A 17,318-nucleotide genomic window follows, 5' to 3' on the forward strand; every position below is an offset into this window, starting at 1 on the left:
CGAAGGAGCACTGATCGTGGTTGCCCCCGACCGGTTGACGAACCTCCCGCCGGCACCGCCGCTCCCGGAGCGGCTGTGCGACGTCGACCGCGTGGTCGCCGTCCTGACCGAACGAGGTCTCGACGGGCTGGTCTCCTACTGCCGCCCCAACGTCCTCTACTTCACCAGCTACGGCGGGAAGTCGACGACGGCCCACCACGAGGACAACCCTCTCGGCGCGTTCGTGTTCTCCCGGCACGCACCGGACCACCCGATCCTGATCATGCCGGAGTTCGACCTCGGTACGCTGCTCGCCCGCCCGACCTGGGTCGACGACGTCCGCCCCTACGCCAACGTCATGCTGCCCCTGGCCTTTCCCGCCGACGCCGCAGGGTTCAGCCGCTTCGTCCCCGACACCGTTCTCGGCACCGACTGGGGCAAGGCCGCGCTCGCGAACTATGCGCCGGACTTTCCCCACGCCCTGCAGGGTGCGATCCGCGATCTCGGGCTCGACCGCGGCCGGGTCGGGTTCGACAACCCGCGGGTCGCCGGCATCGTCGACACCGGGACCGCCGAGATAGTCGACGCCTTCAGCACGGCGAAGTACATCCGGCAGGTCAAGACGCCCGCCGAGATCGAGATCATGCGGCACTCGTCGCGGATCAACGAGATCGCGCTCGAGCAGACGCTCGTCGAGTGGGAACCGGGCGTGACGTGGCAGGAACTCAACCACCGATACAACTGCAACGCGCTCGCCGCCGGCGGCTGGGTCCACGACGGTGGCGCGATCATCTTCTCCAACCCGCCGGACGGGAACCCTGCGTTCTACACCGACGACGGGATCACGGACTTCGTCATCGATCGCGGCATGAACCTGATGTTCGACTGTCACGGCTCCTGGCGGAACTACGCGTGGGACGGCGGGAAGACCTGGTTCGTGGGAGGGGAACCGGATGCGATGCAGGCCCGGGTCGGGAAGGCCTGCAGCGACGCGCTGGACGCGATCCGCGACGCGGCGGAGCCGGGTGTGTCGATGAGCCGTCTGCAGCAGATCGGCCTCGATGTCATGAACCGCGACCTGCCCCGAGCCGACACGTCGACGGTCTTCTTCCACGGGCTCGGCCTGGAGCACATCGACATGGAGGTCGTTCCGGGCCGGACGGACTGGACGCTCGACGCCGGGATGGTCCTGTCCGCCCACATCCAGTACCCCGGGGACGTCCGGGAGCGCTACTTCATCGAGGACATCATGCACGTCCGCGCCGACGGCGCGGACCGGCTCTTCTCCTGGGACAACTCCCCGTTCGAGTACGGCGGCTGAGGGGCGACGATGCAGATCGCGTACGTCGGCGGACCGGCCGGGAGCCGCCTGGCCGTCCGGCTCGACGCCCGGCACAGCTGGATGGCGGTCGACGAGCTCGTCGACGGGGTGGTGACGATCGGCGGCGTCCTCGGCCGGCCGGACGAGGTACGGGAGCGGCTGGTCGCGGCCGACCCTGCGGGCGCGCTCGGCGCCGGCGACGACCTCGTGACGGGCTGCCTGGACCCCGGCGCGACCGTGGTCGCCGCCGGGCTCAACTTCCACTCCCATCTCGCGGAGCTCGGGGCGGCGATGCCGAGCGAGCCGTTCTGCTTTCCCAAGAACGCGTCCGCGCTGGCCCCGCCCCGATCGAGGCTGGTCCTGCCCCTGGAGGTCAGCGAGATGATCGACTACGAGGTCGAGCTGGCCATCGTGCTGGGCGCCTCCGTCCGGGACGCGTCGGAGTCCGAGGCGGCGGCCGCCATCGGCGGCTTCAGCGTCGCGAACGATGTCAGCGCACGCGACTTCCAGGTGGTCGAGGGCGGTTGGGTGGACTGGATCAAGGCGAAGGGGCTCGACGGGTTCCTCCCCCTCGGTCCCGCCGTGACCGTCGCGGACGCGCACTTCGACGTCGGCGCAGCCCGCCTCCGGTGTTGGGTCGGCGACGAGCTCCGCCAGGACGAGGCCGTCGCCGACATGATCTTCTCCCCCGCGGCGCTCGTCGCGTACGTCTCCCGCGGACTGACCCTGCGGGCCGGCGACGTCGTCCTGTCGGGCACCCCGGGCGGCATCGGCCACAGCCGTACCCCACCCGTCTACCTCGCCCCCGGCGACGTCGTGCGCTGCGCGATCGACGGGATCGGCGAGATCCGGACGGAGATGTCGTGAGCGAGTACCTGGTCGGACCGGCCGACGAGTTCCTTCCGGGCGACCGGAGGATCATCGATGCGGACGGTCGGTCGATCGCGGTCTTCAACGTCGACGGTGTCCTACACGCTCTGCGCAACTACTGCCCTCACATGGGTGCACCTCTGTGCGAGGGCGAGACGCGCGGCGTGATGCTTCCCGGGCCGCCGCAGACGTTCCGCTACTCCGAGCGGCCGACGGTCGTCGTCTGTCCGTGGCACCACTGGGAGTTCGCCATCCGGGACGGTACGTCGTCGGCGGACCCGGCGCTCCACGCCCGGACATACCCGGTCGAGGTGCGCGCGGACGCCAACGTCTACGTCGTCGTCCGGTCCGGCCGGTAACCACGTGCTGTCGCAGGGCCTGGAGACGACCATCAGTGTGCGCCCCGACCTCGCGAGCGCAACGCGGCCGTCGTCCCGCACGCCGAGAACAGCAAGGAGGTTGCGCCCGACCTCACGACCGCAAACCTCACACCGTCTGCCCGGCACCGAGAACAGCAGGGAGGTGGCGGGTCAGCGTCGGGCGGGGGTGTCGGGCGCGAGCCAGATGCCGGTCACGGCGTCGACGAGCCCGGTTGCCGCGTCGTCCCAGGTGGCCCGGGGGGTGGGCCTGCCCTCGGCGAGCGCCCGCTCGCGTTGCGCGGGCACGTGCATCATCAGCTGCCGGACCATGTCGCCGCGCTCGGCGCGGACCTCCGGCGGCAGCGCGGGCAGGCAGGCCTCGAGGCCGTCGAGCGCGGCCCGCAGCGACGGGGCGGACAGCGACTCCTCGGCGAGCACCTCGCGCATCGCCGGGTCGGTCATGATCTGGGCGGCGAAGCGGGCGAACCAGGTCGGGCTGCCGAGCGCGTCGAGATGCTCGGTCATCGGCCGCACCAGGCACGCGACCCAGTCCCGGACGTCGGTCGAGCCGAGGGCGGCCTCGACCATCGCGGTGCGGAGCCGGTCGACGTCGGCCGAGTGCCGCCGGACGATGGCCCGCACCAGGTCATGCTTGGTGCCGAAGTGGTAGCCGACGGCCGCGGTGTTGCCCTGGCCGGCGGCCTCGCTGATCTGCCGGTTGGACACCGCGTGCACGCCGTGCTCGGCGAAGAGCCGTTCGGCGGTGTCGAGGATGGCCTCCCGGGTGGCCGCGGCGCGGTCGCCGCGAGGCGGTGTCGTGGTCGCCATCGCGCTCCCTCCGCACCCGGCTTCGCGACGACGCGCGCCGTCGTTCCCGACGCCAGTGAACCCGCCCCGCGCACAGTGAGTCAACCGAGTGATTTAAAGCGCGCTCCGATGACAGACGCTCGATCGGGTGAGAGCCTCTCAATCACCTGATTGACAGGGAGCTTCCTCCCGTCCCGTGCCGTCTGGAGTGCTCGTGACCGCTGCCCGATCCGTCCGGCCGAACGCGATCGTCGCGGTCCTCGCGTACGCCGGGATCGTCGTCGCGCTCATGCAGACGGTGATCATCCCGCTGGTCCCGCAGCTGCCCGGGCTGCTGCACGCGTCGACCTCGGACGCGGCGTGGGCGATCACGGCGACGCTGCTGGCCGCCGCCGTGGCGACGCCGACGATCGGGCGCCTCGGCGACATGTACGGCAAGCGCCGCATGCTGCTGGTGAGCCTGGTCGTGCTGGTGGCCGGGTCGGTCGTCACCGCGCTGGCCGACAGCCTGCTCCCGGCGATCATCGGCCGCACGCTGCAGGGCCTGTCGTCGGCGGTGATCCCGCTGGGCATCAGCATCATGCGCGACGAGCTGCCGCCCCGGCGGCTCGGCTCGGCGGTCGCGATGATGAGCGCCTCACTGGGTGTGGGAGGCGCGCTGGGCCTGCCGGCCGCGGCGATCATCGCCGAACACGCCGACTGGCACGTGCTGTTCTGGGTCTCCGCCGGGCTGGGCGCGGTCGCGCTGGCGCTCGTCGTCGTACTGGTACCGGAGTCCTCGGTCCGCGGCGGCGGCCGGTTCGACGGGGTGGGCGCGGCCGGGCTGTCGATCGCACTCGTCGCGCTGCTGCTCGCGATCTCCAAGGGCGCCGACTGGGGCTGGGCGAGCGGCGCCACGCTGGGCCTGTTCGCGACGGCCGTCGTCGTGCTGGTGCTGTGGGGTCTCTACGAGCTCCGCCGGTCGTCTCCGCTGGTGGACCTGCGCACGCTGGCCCGTCGCCAGATCCTGCTGACGAATCTCGCGTCGACGGTGATCGGTTTCGCGATGTTCGCCATGTCGCTGGTCCTGCCGCAGCTGATGCAGCTGCCGACGGCGACCGGCTTCGGGCTGGGCCGCTCGATGCTCGACGTCGGCCTGGTGATGGCGCCGAGCGGGCTGGTCATGATGGCGATGGCACCGGTCTCGGCCCGCACGTCGCGGACCCACGGCCCGAAGGTGACGCTGATGCTCGCCGCGGTCGTCGTCGCGATCGGCTACGTCCTGATGATCCTGTTCATGTCGCAGCTGTGGCACTTCGTGCTCGCGTCGGTCGTGATCGGCGCGGGGATCGGGCTCGGCTACGGCGCGATGCCCGCGCTCATCATGAGCGCGGTGGAGCCGACGGAGACGGCCGCGGCCAACAGCCTCAACACCCTCATGCGCTCGATCGGCACGTCGGTGTCGAGCGCGGTCGCGGGCGTGGTGCTCGCCCACATGGTCGCGCCGCTCGGGCCGGTGCTGCTGCCGACGCAGAACGGCTTCCGCGTCGTGCTGGCCCTCGGGGCGGGCGCCGCGGTCGTCGCACTCGTCGTCGCGTTCTTCATCCCCGGTCGCCGGGCCGCGGCCACCGCGCCCGCACCCGGCCCCGCCCCCGCGCCGGTCCCGGTGGACGTGGCCGCGCTCGCGGGCCCGGCGGCCGAGGGCGCCGCACCGGGCGGCCGGACGGTCCGCGGCCGGATCCACGCCACCGCCGCCGGCACCGTCACCGTGACCGCGCACGGCGGCGACGGGACCGTGCTCGCCAGCACGCACGCCGGTCCGGACGGGCGCTACCGGCTCGACGGTCTGCCCGACGGCCCGGTCACCGTCGTCGTCGCGCAGCTCCCGGCGGTCCACGAGGTGGTGACGGTCCGCGCGGGCCTGACCCGCCACGACGTCGCGCTGCCCGCACCGGCAGCGCCCCTGGCCGACCCGGCCGCCGCCGGCGCCGGAGAGGCCCGGTGACCGGCCGGGTCGCGGGCACGGTCCGCGCCGCCGGCCGCCCGCTCGACGACGCCGTGCTCACCCTCACCGACGGCGCCGGGCGGCAGGTGGCCCGCGTCGTCGAGACCCCCGGCGGAATGTTCGCCCTCGACGGCCTGCCGCCCGGCCGCTACGTGCTGATCGCCCACCACTCGGGACACCGGCCGCGGGCGACCGGGGTCCGGGTGCCCGCCGACGGCACCCTCACCCCGGCGCTCACGCTGGAGCTGGAACCGCTCGCCGGGGTGCGCGGGGTCGTGCGCGACCCGGACACCGGCCGCCCGGTCGCGGCGGCGACGATCGTCGCGCTCGATGCCTACGGCGACGTCGTCGCGACGACCATCTCCGATCTCGACGGCACCTACCGGCTCGGCGGGGTCGACGCCGCGATCACGCTCGTCGTCGCGGCGCCGGGCGCCGACCCGGTGGCGCGCGGGATCGAGCGCGACCCGTCGCCGACGGGTGCCGACCAGGTCGTCGACCTGCCCGTCCGCACGCTGGGCACGTTGGCGGGCACCGTCACCGCGGGCGGGACGACGGTCGCCGGGCTGAGGCTGGAGCTGCACGACGGGGCGGGCGACCACGTCGGCACCGCGACCACCGACGCCGAGGGCGGCTACCGCTTCGACGGCCTGCCCGCCGGCCGCTACACCGTCCGCAGCGCCACGGGTGGCGCGCAGGTCGTCGTCGCGGGACACGACGGCGTCGCCCCGGACGTGTTCCTCACGACGCCGGGTCCGTGAGCCGCGGTCGCAGACCCTCCCACACCAGGTCCAGCAGCCGGCCGGCCTGCTCCCGGTCGGGCGTCGTGAGGACGACGCCAGCCATCGCAGCGACGACGTCCTCGGCGGGCACCTCGCGCAGCGTGCCGTCGGCTACCCCCGCGGCGAGCAGCTCGCGGACGGCGTCGGCCAGCCGGGCGCGGGTGTCGGGTGAGCCGATGGCCCCGGTGGCGATCACCGCGCGCAACGCCTCGGCCATCCCGCGTTTGGTGGCGACGAAGTCGGCGTAGCCGTCCATCCAGCGCCGCAACGCCTGTGCGGGCGGATGCCGCTGCGCCAGTGCGGCAGCCTCGGCGCACAGCGCGGCGAGCTCCGCCCGGTAGACCGCCTCGACCAGGGCCTCGCGCGTCGGGAAGTGCCGGTAGAGCGTCCCGATCCCGACGCCCGCCTCGCGCGCCACGGCCTCCAGGGCGGGCTTCTCGTGCGTCGAGAGCGCCGCCTTCGCCGCGGCGAGCAGCCGCTCGCGGTTGCGGACGGCGTCGGCACGTTCGGCCCGAGGCATAGCGGAGGGACCTCCGGATAGTGCTACCGTCGATCCGGAGGGACCTCCGAATCGTCTGTCAGCCTGCCACAGGGGAGCCGATCGTGACCATCGAGCCGGGCGGCACCACCGCCCCCGTACCCACCGCTCCACTGGGCCGCCGCCGCGTCGGGCGCGTCGGATACGGCGCCATGCAGCTCGCCGGGCACACCCGGCCCGTCGCGGACGAGGACGCCGTCGCGGTGCTGCGCAGTGCCGTCGAGCTCGGCGTCACCCACGTCGACACCGCCGAGTTCTACGGCGACGGCCGGGTCAACTCGCTGATCCGCGCGGCGCTGGCGCCCTATCCCGACGACCTGGCACTCGTCACCAAGGTCGGCGCCGACAGCGTGGGCGACACCCTCGTCGCGGCCCAGCGGCCGGAGCAGCTGCGCGCGAGCGTCGAGGCCAACCTCGCGACGCTGGGGGTCGAACGGCTCGCCGTCGTGAACCTGCGCCGGACCGACGTGCCACCGGGGATCGTGGCCGAGGGCGACCAGCTCGTCGACCTCGAGAGCCAGCTCGCCGAGCTCGTCGCCCTGCGCGACGAGGGCAAGATCGAGGGCATCGGGCTCAGCCACGTCGACGCCGACCAGCTCGCCCGCGCGCTGCCCGCGGGCATCGTGTGCGTCCAGAACGCCGAGAACCTGCTGTACCCGGGCGTCCCCGGGGTGCGGGACCTGTGCCTGGAGCACCACGTCGCCTGGGTTCCCTACTTCCCGCTCGGCTCCGGGTTCCCGCTGATGCGCAGCGTCGCCGACCATCCGGCGGTCGTCGAGGTCGCCAGGGCCCGTGGCGTCACCCCCGCCCAGGTCGGCCTCGCGTGGCTGCTCTGCCGCGACGACGTCACCCTCGTCATCCCGGGCACGACGAGCGTCGCGCACCTGGAGGAGAACGTCGCCGCGGGCGGGCTGCGGCTCGACGACCCGGAGCTGGCGGCCCTGCGCGCAGCGGTCTGACGACGACCGGCCGGCGCGCCCGCGAATTCGGATACGGTGACGCCATGAGCGCTGCCGGGCGCGGCCTGCCTGCGGACCTGCTCGGCCTCGGAGCGGGCCGGCGCATCGCGGCGCCGTTACGCGAGCAGATCACCGACGCATTGCGCCGCGCGATCCTGGAGTTCCGGTTCGAGCCCCAGCAGCGTCTCGTCGAACGCGAGCTCATGGAGCTCACCGGCGTCTCCCGGACGACGATCCGGGAGGTGCTGCGCAGCCTCGAGGGCGAAGGACTGGTCAAGATCGTCCCGCAGCGTGGCGCGGTCGTCGACGTCCCCGGACCGCAGGAGGCCGCCGAGCTCTACGAGGTCCGCGCCACACTCGAGGCGCTGGCCGCGCGCCGGTTCATCGCCCACGCGTCCGACGACGACCTCGACGCACTCGTCGCCGCGCATCGCAGGTACGCCGAGGCGGCCCGCGAGTCCCCCGACGACATCCTGGAGCTGTTGCGCGCCAAGGACGAGTTCTACCGCGTGCTGCTGGCCGGGGCCGGCAGCTCCGCGGTCACGGCGCTGCTGGGCCAGCTGCAGGCACGGGTCCGGTTGCTGCGGGCCCGGTCGCTGTCGAGGCCGGGACGACCCGCGGAGACCGTGGTCGAGCTCGCCGCCCTCGTCGACGCGCTGGCGGCGCGCGACCCGGCGACCGCGACCGCCCTGTGCGAGCACCACATCGACAACGCCGCCGCCTCCGGCCGCGAGATGGCCGACGCCCGGATCGCCGCGACCGACTGACGGTCCGGCCCGTATGGTCGGGACGTGGCGACCGGAGGGGACCCGGCGGCGTCGTTCGTCGACACGCTGCCCAAGGCCGAACTGCACGTGCACCTCGAAGGCACTCTCGAACCCGAGGACATGTTCGCGTTCGCCGCGCGCAACGACGTCGACCTGCCGTGGGCGTCGCCCGACGAGCTGCGCGCCGCGTACTCCTACACCGGGCTCGACCGGTTCCTGGAGCTCTACTACCGCGGCTGCACGGTGCTGCGCCGCCGCGCGGACTTCCACGAGCTCACGGCCGCCTACCTGCGCCGCGCTGCGGCGCAAGGGGTCCGGCGGGCCGAGATGTTCGTGAGCCCGCAGTCGTTCCTCGACGCCGGCGTCCCGGTCGCCGACCAGCTCGGCGGCGTGCTCGACGCGATCGCCGAGGCCCGCACCGACACCGGGATCGACGGCGCCCTGCTGGTGATCGCCCAGCGGCACCGCTCCGAGGCCGAGGCGCTGGAGCTGCTCGAGGTCCTGGCGCCGCACCGCGAGTCGCTGCTCGGCGTCGGGCTGGGCGGTGCGGAACGGGGGAACCCGCCGTCGCGGTTCGCCCGGTTCTTCGCCGACGCCCGCCGCCGCGGCTACCGGCTCACCTGCCACGCCGGGGAGGAGGGCCCGCCGGAGTACGTGCGCGAGGCGCTGGACTGCGGCGTCGAGCGGATCGACCACGGCTACACCGCGGCGGGCGATCCCGCGCTCGTGGCCCGGCTGCGCGACGAGGGCGTTCCGCTGACGATGTGCCCGCTGTCCAACCTGCGGCTGCGGGTGACCGACGACCTGAGCACCTACCCGATCGCCGCGCTGCACGACGCCGGCGTCGTCGTCACCGTCAACTCCGACGACCCGCCCTACTTCGGCGGCTACGTGGCCGACAACTACCGCGCCCTCGGCCTCCCGGACCCGACCCTCGCGGCGCTGGCGCGCAACGGGTTCACCGCCTCCTTCGCCGACGACGCGACGGTCGCCGCGGGCCGCCGCGCGGTCGACGACCACCTCGCCGCATGCGGGTGAGGGGTCAGCCGAACGTCGCCTTCCCGGCCTGGCGCGGGTCGCGGACGTTGGCGAGCGCACCCGTCGCCGTGCGGGCGGGAACGGCCCGGTCCAGGTCGACGTCGACCACCAGCAGCCCCGGTTCGGCCCCGAGCCGGTCGACGACCCGGCCCATCGGGTCGGCGACGAGGCTGTGCCCGACCCCGGTCGGCGCCTTGCCCCGGCTCAGCCCCGCGGTCTCCGGGTCGGCCTGGTCGCAGGCGAGGACGAACGTCCCCGAGTCCAGCGCCCGCGCCCGGACCAGCAGCTCTCACTGCTCGACCTTGCCCTCCCCCGCACCCCATGACGCGGGCAGCAGCACCGCGTCCGCGCCGTCGCCGGCCAGCCGCTGGAACAGCGCGGGGAACCTCACGTCGTAGCAGGTGGCCAGGCCGACGGTGCGGCCGTCGACCTCGATCGTCACCGGCGTCGCCCCGGCCGCGACGGTCGCCGACTCCGCGAACCCGAACGCGTCGTAGAGATGGATCTTGTCGTAGGACGCCTCGACGCCCCCGCCCGTCGCGAGCAGCGTGTTGCGGACGCGGCCGTCGGGGTCGGGGGTGAACATCCCGGCGACGACGGTGATCCCGGCGTCCGCGGCGAGCTCGCGCACCGCGGACGCCCACGGGCCGTCGAGCGGCTGGGCGACGGGCCCGAGCGGGACCCCGAAGCGGCACATGGTCGCCTCCGGGAAGACGACGACCCGCGCCCTGGCCTCGACCGCGCGGCGCACGCCGTCGCGGACGAGGCCGAGGTTGACGTCGGGGTCGGTGGTGGCGGCGAGCTGGGCGAGTGCGATCTGCACGGCTCTCCTTTGCGGGGTCTCGCGAGGCAGGGGCCGACCGCCACTATCGGCCACCCGCGCGCGGTCCGCGAGCCCGCCCCGACGTGGACGCCACCCGACCGCACGCCCGCCGAACCCGGACCCCCACACCCGCGACTTCCGAGGCCGCGCAGGGCGCTCTGCTCCGTGTCGGAGGGCGCGCGGGCGTTGCGGTCCGTCGGAGGCCGCGCGGGCGGCGGTCAGGCGTGCTGGGCGACCCGGTTGTCGAACAGCGCGAGCCCGGCCGCGGTGTTCGACGCCGGGACGTGGTAGGCGGTGTGCACCTTGCGGACCCGCTCGTTCATGGCCCCCCGCATGACCAGCCACATGATCAGCTCGATGCCCTCGGACCCGGCCTGCCGGATGTAGTCCTCACGGGTCAGGGCCGCGAGCTTCTCCGGGTCGTTCTCGATGGCGTCGAGGAACATCGCGTCGAAGTCGGGGTTGATGAACCCCGCGCGGGCCCCGGCGAGCTGGTGCGACATCCCGCCGGTGCCCAGGATGCCGACCGTGCGGGCACCGTCGAACGACGCGATCGCCCGGCCGAGCGCCTTGCCCAGCGCGTAACAGCGCGCCGCGGTGGGCTGCGGGTACTGGATGACGTTGACCAGGATCGGGACGACCGGGCAGGGCCACGCGTCGCCCGGGTCGGGCGTCCACACCGACAGCGGCACGGTGAACCCGTGGTCGACGTCGAGCTCCTGGAAGACCGTGAGGTCGAAGCCCTCGTCCATGAGGTGCTGCAGGAGGTGGAACGACAGGTCCGGCGCGCCCACGACGTCGGGCACCGGACGGCGGCCGAAGCCCTCGTCGGCCACCCGGTAGCGCTCCGCGGTCCCGATCGCGAACGTCGGGACGATGTCGAGGTCGATGCCGTTGGCGTGGTCGTTGTAGATCAGGATCGCGACGTCGGGGGTCTTGTCGGCCAACCACGTGCGCGCCGGCGCGTACCCCTCGAACAACGGCGCCCACACCGGGTCGCTCGTCAGCCCGCGGTCCATCGCGGCGCCGATCGACGGGACGTGCGAGGTCGCCAGCCCCCAGATCACCTCAGACATCGGTACGTCCTCCCGCGAGCAACGCGGCCTTGAAGTCGGCCTCGGACATGCCGGTGAAGACGCCGCCGAGGTACTGCATGGACAGCCCGTCCATCATCGCGAGCTTGTAGATGTAGAAGATGCTGCCCCCCAGGTCGAGCATCGCCTGCCAGTCACGGGCCAGCACCGCCGCCGTCTGCTCCTCCGACAGCGAGAACCGGGCGCAGTAGGCCCGCTCGTCGGCGAGGAACTCCGTCCGTGCGGTCTCCGAGCGCAGCGACATGAACAGCTTGTTCATGTTGAGCCCTCGACGGCTCGTGGGACCGTCGAACACGTACGTGCCCGGGAGGTCCGGGCTGATCCGGCTCGTCATGCACCGCTCCAAGACTCGGGCCGGCAACTGCGCCGGCGACCGTCGTCCCGACCGTAGATCGCGGTGCCGCTCCTGGCCACCAGGCAGTTGTCCCGGCCACTGTCGGCACCCCCGACGATTGTGCTTCGCGACAAACGACGGCGGGAACCGTCGTCCGGGACGTCCGGCGACCCGCCTCGGCGACCCGGACGTGGCGGCACCGGCGCGCGGTCAGCCGGTGCCGCTCGGCCGCGACCGGCTTAGCGTGGGCCGAACGCCAGCGTGGCCGAAGCACGACGCACTCTCTCGGAGGACGGATGGACACGAGCGCCGAGACGCCGACCGGTGGCAGCCTGCAGGAGGTCCTGGACGCGTCGGGGGACACCGTCGGGCTGCTGCGGAACTCGCAGATCGGGGCGTACGTGTACCCGGTCGTCCCGGCGGAGTTCACCAACTTTCGGCGCGAGGTCCTCGCCTGGCAGAAGACGGCCGTGCTGTTCGACCAGTCCCACCACATGGTCAACCTGTGGGTGTCGGGACGCGACGCGCTGAGGCTGTTCACCGACACCGGCGTCAACTCGACCGCGACGTTCCCCGTCGACTCCGCGAAGCAGTTCGTCCCCGTCTCCCCCGACGGCGGCGTCATCGGCGACGGCATCCTGTTCCGGCTGGCCGAGGACGCGTTCGTGTTCGTCGGCCGCGCGCCCGTCGCGAACTGGCTGACGTTCACCGCGGGCACCGGCTACGACGTCGACGTCCGCAAGGACGACCGCTCACCGTCGCGGCCCTACGGCAAGCCGGTGACCCGCGACGTCTGGCGCTTCCAGATCCAGGGTCCGCTGGCCTGGGACGTCATCGAGAAGGTGCACGGCGGGCCGCTGGAGCAGGTGCGGTTCTTCCGGATGGGACACATGAACGTCGGCGGCGAGCGGGTCCGCACGCTGCGCCACGGCATGGCGGGGGCTCCCGGCCTGGAGCTGTGGGGTCCCTACGAGACCTACGACAGGGTGCGCGACACGATCCTGGAGGCGGGCCGCGAGTTCGGCCTCGAGCCCGCGGGTGCGCGGGCCTACTCGTGCAACACCCTGGAGTCGGGCTGGATCCCCTCGCCGCTGCCTGCCGTCTACACCGGCGAGGGCCTGCGCGCCTACCGCGAGTGGCTGCCCGCGCAGGGCTACGAGGCCACGAACGCGCTGGCCGGCAGCTTCGTCTCCGACCGGATCGAGGACTACTACCTCAACCCCTGGGAGCTGGGCTACGGATCGTTCGTGAAGTTCGACCACGACTTCGTCGGCCGCGACGCGCTCGCCGGGATCGACCCCGCCAGCCAGCGCCGCAAGGTCACCCTCGCCTGGAACGCCGACGACGTCACCACGCTCCTCACCTCCCCCTTCGCGGTGGACGGCCCGTCCTACCAGTTCTTCGACATCCCCAACGCGAACTACGGCTCGTCGAACTACGACTCGGTCGTCGACGCCGACGGCCGTGTCGTCGGACTGTCGCTGTTCACCGGGTACAGCGCCAACGAGCGGCGCGCCCTCTCGCTGGCGACGGTCGACCCCGACGTGCCGCTGGGTGCCGAGGTTCGGGTGATCTGGGGAGAGCCGGACGGCGGGTCGCGCAAGACCACGGTCGAGCCGCACGAGCAGTTCGCGGTGCGGGCGATCGTGAGCCCGGCGCCGTTCACCGCGATGGCCCGCGAGACCTACCACCGGGGCTGGCGCACCGCGGCGACCACGCCCTGACCGCGGCCGGCCCCTCGCAGCCGTGGTGGGCGGACACCGGACGGTGCACTCAGGGTGCGTCCGGATCTCCGGCCCCGCCGCGGTCCCGAGGGGTCCGCGCGCCGGAGGGCAGCGGTCCACCCTCGGGCAGCTCAGGTCATCGCATCGGCGTCGCCCGTCAGGACTCCCTTGATGACGCGGTTCATCCCGTTGCGCGGCAACGCCTCCACGAAGTCGACCCGGACCGGCACCTTGTAGTCGGCCAGCCGCTGCGCGCACCAGTCGATCAGCTCGGCCGGGTCCGGCGCGACGCCCACAGGGACGACGACGGCCCGCACGTCGCTGCCCAGCACCTCGTTGGGCATCGGCACGACGGCCACCTCCGCGACACCGGGATGCTCCAGCAGCACGCCCTCCACCTCGACCGACGACACGTTGAGGCCACCGCGACGGATGAGCGCGGCGTTGCGGTCGACGAAGTAGACGAACCCGGCGTCGTCGGTGGTGGCCATGTCGCCGGTGCGCAGCCAGCCCTCGCCGGGCAGCGCACGTCGCGTCGCTTCCGGGTCGGAGACGTAGCGCGACATCGTCGACGGGCCGCGCAGGCACAGCTCGCCGACCTCCCCCGGCGCGGTCGTCGTCTCCGAGTCGGTGCGGCGCACCTCGAAGCCCACCCACTCGCGGAACCCCGTCCGCCCGATCGACAGACCGTTGTCCCCCATGCGGTCCAGCGCCTCGGGGTGGTCGTCGTCGACGAGCATGATCCCCGACGTCCCGCCCTCGGTGAGCCCGTAGATGTTCACCAGCTCCACGCCCCAGCGCTCGCCGATCTCTGATCGGATGCGCCGGTAGAAGGCCTGGCTGCTCGGCTGGCCGCCGTAGCAGATGCGCTCGAGCGCGGCGAAGTCGTAGGCGTCGAGCTCGGCGGGGGTGCGCCGGTCGAGGATCAGCGCGAGCACCGAGGAGATGAGGAAGACCGACGTCGTGCGGTGGCGCTGCATCCGGTCGAGGGTGGCGTGCGCGTCGAACTCCGGTTCGACGACGTAGGTGCAGCCCGCGGCCAGGCACCCGAGCAGGTTGGTGTGGCTGCCGGTGCTGGTGAAGAACGGCGCGAACGACTGGTAGACGCTGCCCGGCCGCACCCCCCATGCACCCACGCCCTGGAAGCCGCACGCCACCGAGCCGCGGTGGCTCAGCGCCACCGCCTTCGGCCGGCCGGTGGTGCCGGAGGTGAAGAGCCAGTCGGCGTCGTCGTCGCCGCGGACCGGGACCGCGTCGACGGCCGGGTGCGGCGCCTCCAGCACCCCGGTGGAGACGTCGAGCAGGACCTCGCCCTGGGCCACCTGCTCCAGCAACGGGCGGAACCGCGGCCCGTGCACGATCGCCGCGGGCGTCACGAACCCGAGCACGTAGGCCAGCTCCCGCGCCACGTAGCGGGTGTTGAGCGGCACGCAGATCGCGCCGAGGCGATGCACGGCGTGGTAGGCGACGTGAGCCTCGGCGGCGCCGTCGTTGTCGACGAGCACGCCCACCCGGTCGCCCGGCCCGACCCCGGCGGCGGCCAGCGCCCCGGCGGCGACGGCCACCCGGTCGGCCAGCTCGCGGTAGGTCCAGGCGATCTCGTCGCCGCGGACCAGGCTCGGCGCGATCAGGGCCGTCGTGTCGCCCACCACCGCGACCCGCGACGCGAGCAGCTCGGGGACGGTCTCCTCGGGGCCCGGCGCGTCCGGCCACCAGAAGCGCACGGGGTCGACCATCACAGGGGGTACCCGACCGCCGCGCCGTCCTCGACCCGCTCGATGTACTCCATGATCCCGTAGCCGGTGCGGCCGTCCCACGTGTACTCGCTGAACGCCTCCGCGACCCGCGACCGCAGCTCCGTCCCGTCCTCGGTACGACGGCGGTTGCGCAGGGGCGCGAGCGTGAGGGTCCTGGCGTCGATGACGGCCGTGCCCTGCGCCGTGCGGACCCCGAGCCGCGCGGCCGCGGGTTCCTGGTTGTCGTCCCACTCCGTCCACACGTCGAGGTCGGTGACCTCGTGGTACTCCCCGTCGACGAGCAGGACCCCGCGACGGCGCGACGTCCCGTCGGCACGGATGTTCTTGAGGATCATCAACGCCCGGTCCTCGCCGAAGTTCGCGATGAACAGCCGGTAGGCCCAGATCGCCTGCCAGTAGCGCGGGCCCCACGAGTGGTCGCGCCAGCCGTGGCCGTCGATCGGGAACTCCTCGTCGCCCACCACGATGTGCCCGGTGACCGCCGTGTGCTGGTTGAAGTGGCCGCGGGAGAACTGGTCGCCGTAGTACATGAGCGTCTCGTGCTCCGGCGCCGTCGGCTCGCCGCCGTGCATCGGCGACACACCCCGCGCGTCGAAGCGCACCGACGCCCGCGCCCGCGGCGCCTCGGCGAACATCCGGCGGGGGTCACGCAGGACCGACGGGTCGTCGAGGACGAACACCTCGCCGTCGTAGGCCATGGTGACCGCGGCGAACGGCTCGCCGACCTCGTAGCGCAGGCCGCCCGCGTCGAACGCGTCGTTGTGCGAGATCGACGGCTTCCCGAAGGCGCAGGCCACCCGGCCGCCGGGCAGGTACAGGCACACCGACAGCTCCGCGTAGCCCTCGTTGACGCGGTTGCCCAGCCGCATCCAGCCGCCCATCGCCGACCGCGCGTCCCACCCGCTGGCGTAGACGCTCTCGTTGAAGTTCACGAGGTCGTCCGGGGGGTGCGGGTACTCGTCGCGATGCTCCAGGCGCAGCCCGCCCGCGGTCGTCGTCACGTGGTCCCCCGTCGGTCGGCCCGCTCCGTCGATGCAACTGCCTCAACCCTATCCGGGCGACGGGGACCGGGACGCTCCGCGCGGGAACCTCGACCCCCGCCGTGGCGACGAGCCGGGTCAGGAAGTCCCGGAGGACGACGGACGGGCCGTCGGTGACGAAGTAGACCTCGCCGGGGCGGCCGCGCTCGGCGGCGGCCAGCGGGCCGTGCACGGCCTCGGTGCTGACGTGCACGAGCGCATGAACGGTCCAGCCGTCCGACCGCAGCCGGCGGACAGGTGGCCGCCGAGGAACCCCGAACCGCCGGTGACGAACGCCGTCCCTGCCATCGACCCGGCGTAGGAACGCGTCACCCGCGTGAGGAGGGATCGATCAGGACGGCTCGTCCCCCGCCGCCACGACGAGCGGCCGGTCGGGGCCGCCGGGAGGGTCCGCGCCGGCGTCGAGCGCCGCCCGGGCCGCGGCGACGTCACCGGCCCGTCCGGCGTCGAGCAGCGCGGGAGTCATTCGAAGCGGCAGAACTCGTTGCCCTGCGGGTCGGCCATGACGGTCCAGCGCCGGTCCTCACCGGGCGGGCGCAGGGCCGTCGCGCCGGGGAGGTCGGCGGGCCCGGCCGTCACGTCCCAGTGCCAGCGGTTCTTGGCGGTGCGCGGGTCGTCGACAGGAACGAACTTCCACGTCATGTCCAGCCCGGGGACGTCCTCGAGGTAGCGCGGCGTGCCGTCCGGGCCGGGGACGGTCCGCGCGCCGGTGCGCGCCGCCCACCAGGCCGCGGCGGCGACCGGGTCGGCGCTGTCGACGCAGAGCGCGAGCGCCGCCGGGTTGTCGGACGCGGCGCCGGGCCGGGGATCGAAGGCGCAGAACTCGTTGCCCTCGGGATCGGCGAAGACGCTGAAGACGTCGAACTCGGCGAGCCTCGTCGCACCCGGGACCTCGCGGCCCGGGACGACCAGGTCGAGGTGCACCCGGTTCTTGCCGACCTTCGGTTCCGGCACGGGGTTCACCCACAGCCACGGGGTCTCGTCGCGCAGCAGGGCGACGACGCCGTCGGCACGCGGCGCGGCGCGCATCCCGAGGAGCTCGGCCCAGAAGGCGGCCACCCGGGCGGGATCGGCGGCGTCGGCGCACAGATCCTTGAAGCGGACGGTCACGAGGCCGCAGGCTAGCCGAGCCCGGACCGCCC

At 73.4% G+C, this 17,318-nt stretch carries 16 protein-coding genes and 2 pseudogenes; 9 read left to right on the forward strand and 9 right to left on the reverse strand.

Going from position 1 to position 17,318, the window contains the following annotated elements; genetic code table 11:
• Nucleotides 1–16 precede the first annotated feature (16 nt).
• From PSD17_RS18155 to PSD17_RS18165, 3 genes are read left to right on the forward strand one after another with little or no spacing between them, the layout of a single operon-like run.
• Nucleotides 17–1,300 carry a M24 family metallopeptidase gene (locus PSD17_RS18155; protein ID WP_339123688.1) on the forward strand — a complete coding sequence of 428 codons (1,284 nt, stop codon included), beginning with the start codon at nt 17–19 and terminating at the stop codon, nt 1,298–1,300.
• 9 nt (nt 1,301–1,309) lie between these two features.
• On the forward strand, nt 1,310–2,167 hold the full coding sequence (locus PSD17_RS18160) for a fumarylacetoacetate hydrolase family protein (protein WP_339123690.1): 858 nt from the start codon (nt 1,310–1,312) through the stop codon (nt 2,165–2,167).
• Nucleotides 2,164–2,529 carry a Rieske (2Fe-2S) protein gene (locus tag PSD17_RS18165; RefSeq protein ID WP_339123692.1) on the forward strand — a complete coding sequence of 122 codons (366 nt, stop codon included), beginning with the start codon at nt 2,164–2,166 and terminating at the stop codon, nt 2,527–2,529. The genes PSD17_RS18160 and PSD17_RS18165 overlap by 4 nt, the downstream gene beginning before the upstream one ends.
• A 171-nt stretch (nt 2,530–2,700) precedes the next feature.
• Here the strand turns inward: PSD17_RS18165 and PSD17_RS18170 are convergent, their stop codons facing one another.
• Nucleotides 2,701–3,357 carry a TetR/AcrR family transcriptional regulator gene (locus PSD17_RS18170; protein WP_013674602.1) on the reverse strand — a complete coding sequence of 219 codons (657 nt, stop codon included), beginning with the start codon at nt 3,355–3,357 and terminating at the stop codon, nt 2,701–2,703.
• A 175-nt stretch (nt 3,358–3,532) separates the two neighbouring features.
• On the opposite strand from PSD17_RS18170, the pseudogene PSD17_RS18175 reads away from it, so the two are divergent.
• Nucleotides 3,533–4,966: pseudogene (locus PSD17_RS18175) on the forward strand (MFS transporter); the annotation flags it as partial.
• Nucleotides 4,967–5,316: 350 nt separating this feature from the next.
• Entirely contained in the window at nt 5,317–6,081 is a 765-nt protein-coding gene (locus tag PSD17_RS18180; protein ID WP_339123693.1) for an MSCRAMM family protein, read from the forward strand.
• Here the strand turns inward: PSD17_RS18180 and PSD17_RS18185 are convergent.
• Nucleotides 6,062–6,622 (reverse strand): TetR/AcrR family transcriptional regulator, encoded by a 561-nt coding sequence (locus PSD17_RS18185; protein WP_339123695.1) that lies wholly within the window; start codon nt 6,620–6,622, stop codon nt 6,062–6,064. The two genes, PSD17_RS18180 and PSD17_RS18185, sit on opposite strands and share 20 nt — an antisense overlap.
• Nucleotides 6,623–6,705: 83 nt before the next feature.
• On the opposite strand from PSD17_RS18185, the gene PSD17_RS18190 reads away from it, so the two are divergent.
• The 3 genes from PSD17_RS18190 to add are packed head-to-tail and all read left to right on the forward strand — an operon-like array spanning nt 6,706 to nt 9,404.
• Entirely contained in the window at nt 6,706–7,599 is an 894-nt protein-coding gene (locus tag PSD17_RS18190) for an aldo/keto reductase (protein ID WP_339123696.1), read from the forward strand.
• Nucleotides 7,600–7,643: 44 nt separating this feature from the next.
• Nucleotides 7,644–8,366, forward strand: a complete 723-nt coding sequence (locus tag PSD17_RS18195; protein WP_339123698.1) for a GntR family transcriptional regulator — start codon at nt 7,644–7,646, stop codon at nt 8,364–8,366.
• A 24-nt stretch (nt 8,367–8,390) separates the two neighbouring features.
• Nucleotides 8,391–9,404 (forward strand): adenosine deaminase, encoded by a 1,014-nt coding sequence (gene add, locus PSD17_RS18200; protein WP_339123700.1) that lies wholly within the window; start codon nt 8,391–8,393, stop codon nt 9,402–9,404.
• 4 nt (nt 9,405–9,408) lie between these two features.
• Here the strand turns inward: add and PSD17_RS18205 are convergent.
• From PSD17_RS18205 to PSD17_RS18215, 3 genes and pseudogenes are all read right to left on the reverse strand, one after another.
• A pseudogene (locus PSD17_RS18205) lies at nt 9,409–10,227 on the reverse strand (carbon-nitrogen hydrolase family protein).
• Between the two features lie 218 nt (nt 10,228–10,445).
• Nucleotides 10,446–11,303: a class III extradiol dioxygenase subunit beta gene (locus PSD17_RS18210; protein ID WP_339123701.1), complete on the reverse strand. Its 858-nt coding sequence runs from the start codon at nt 11,301–11,303 to the stop codon at nt 10,446–10,448.
• The gene (locus tag PSD17_RS18215; RefSeq protein WP_013674593.1) at nt 11,296–11,655 is read right to left on the reverse strand and encodes a protocatechuate 3,4-dioxygenase; all 360 of its coding nucleotides are present in this window, start codon (nt 11,653–11,655) and stop codon (nt 11,296–11,298) included. Before PSD17_RS18215 ends, PSD17_RS18210 begins: the two co-directional genes overlap by 8 nt.
• A 296-nt stretch (nt 11,656–11,951) precedes the next feature.
• On the opposite strand from PSD17_RS18215, the gene ligM reads away from it, so the two are divergent.
• Nucleotides 11,952–13,379, forward strand: a complete 1,428-nt coding sequence (gene ligM, locus PSD17_RS18220; RefSeq protein WP_339123703.1) for a vanillate/3-O-methylgallate O-demethylase — start codon at nt 11,952–11,954, stop codon at nt 13,377–13,379.
• A 131-nt stretch (nt 13,380–13,510) separates the two neighbouring features.
• On the opposite strand, the gene PSD17_RS18225 is transcribed toward ligM, so the two are convergent.
• From PSD17_RS18225 to PSD17_RS18240, 4 genes are all read right to left on the reverse strand, one after another.
• Nucleotides 13,511–15,103 carry a class I adenylate-forming enzyme family protein gene (locus PSD17_RS18225; RefSeq protein WP_339123705.1) on the reverse strand — a complete coding sequence of 531 codons (1,593 nt, stop codon included), beginning with the start codon at nt 15,101–15,103 and terminating at the stop codon, nt 13,511–13,513.
• An 11-nt stretch (nt 15,104–15,114) separates the two neighbouring features.
• On the reverse strand, nt 15,115–16,137 hold the full coding sequence (locus PSD17_RS18230) for a DUF7064 domain-containing protein (protein ID WP_339123707.1): 1,023 nt from the start codon (nt 16,135–16,137) through the stop codon (nt 15,115–15,117).
• Nucleotides 16,138–16,507: 370 nt separating this feature from the next.
• A complete protein-coding gene (locus tag PSD17_RS18235; protein WP_339123709.1) occupies nt 16,508–16,642 on the reverse strand; it encodes a hypothetical protein in 135 nt (44 codons plus the stop codon).
• Entirely contained in the window at nt 16,639–17,286 is a 648-nt protein-coding gene (locus PSD17_RS18240) for a VOC family protein (RefSeq protein ID WP_339123710.1), read from the reverse strand. Before PSD17_RS18240 ends, PSD17_RS18235 begins: the two co-directional genes overlap by 4 nt.
• Nucleotides 17,287–17,318 lie beyond the last annotated feature (32 nt).

Origin of the sequence: Pseudonocardia sp. D17 (genome assembly GCF_036984265.1) — a bacterium.
Classification (GTDB): domain Bacteria; phylum Actinomycetota; class Actinomycetes; order Mycobacteriales; family Pseudonocardiaceae; genus Pseudonocardia; species Pseudonocardia benzenivorans.

Excerpts from the sequence above, each read along its gene's own strand:
- PSD17_RS18195 (WP_339123698.1), top strand. The coding sequence starts at position 7,644 with ATGAGCGCTGCCGGGCGCGGCCTGCCTGCGGACCTGCTCGGCCTCGGA.
- PSD17_RS18210 (WP_339123701.1), bottom strand. The coding sequence starts at position 11,303 with ATGTCTGAGGTGATCTGGGGGCTGGCGACCTCGCACGTCCCGTCGATC.
- PSD17_RS18235 (WP_339123709.1), bottom strand. The coding sequence starts at position 16,642 with ATGACTCCCGCGCTGCTCGACGCCGGACGGGCCGGTGACGTCGCCGCG.
- PSD17_RS18215 (WP_013674593.1), bottom strand. The coding sequence starts at position 11,655 with ATGACGAGCCGGATCAGCCCGGACCTCCCGGGCACGTACGTGTTCGAC.
- ligM (WP_339123703.1), top strand. The coding sequence starts at position 11,952 with ATGGACACGAGCGCCGAGACGCCGACCGGTGGCAGCCTGCAGGAGGTC.
- PSD17_RS18160 (WP_339123690.1), top strand. The coding sequence starts at position 1,310 with ATGCAGATCGCGTACGTCGGCGGACCGGCCGGGAGCCGCCTGGCCGTC.
- PSD17_RS18170 (WP_013674602.1), bottom strand. The coding sequence starts at position 3,357 with ATGGCGACCACGACACCGCCTCGCGGCGACCGCGCCGCGGCCACCCGG.
- PSD17_RS18185 (WP_339123695.1), bottom strand. The coding sequence starts at position 6,622 with ATGCCTCGGGCCGAACGTGCCGACGCCGTCCGCAACCGCGAGCGGCTG.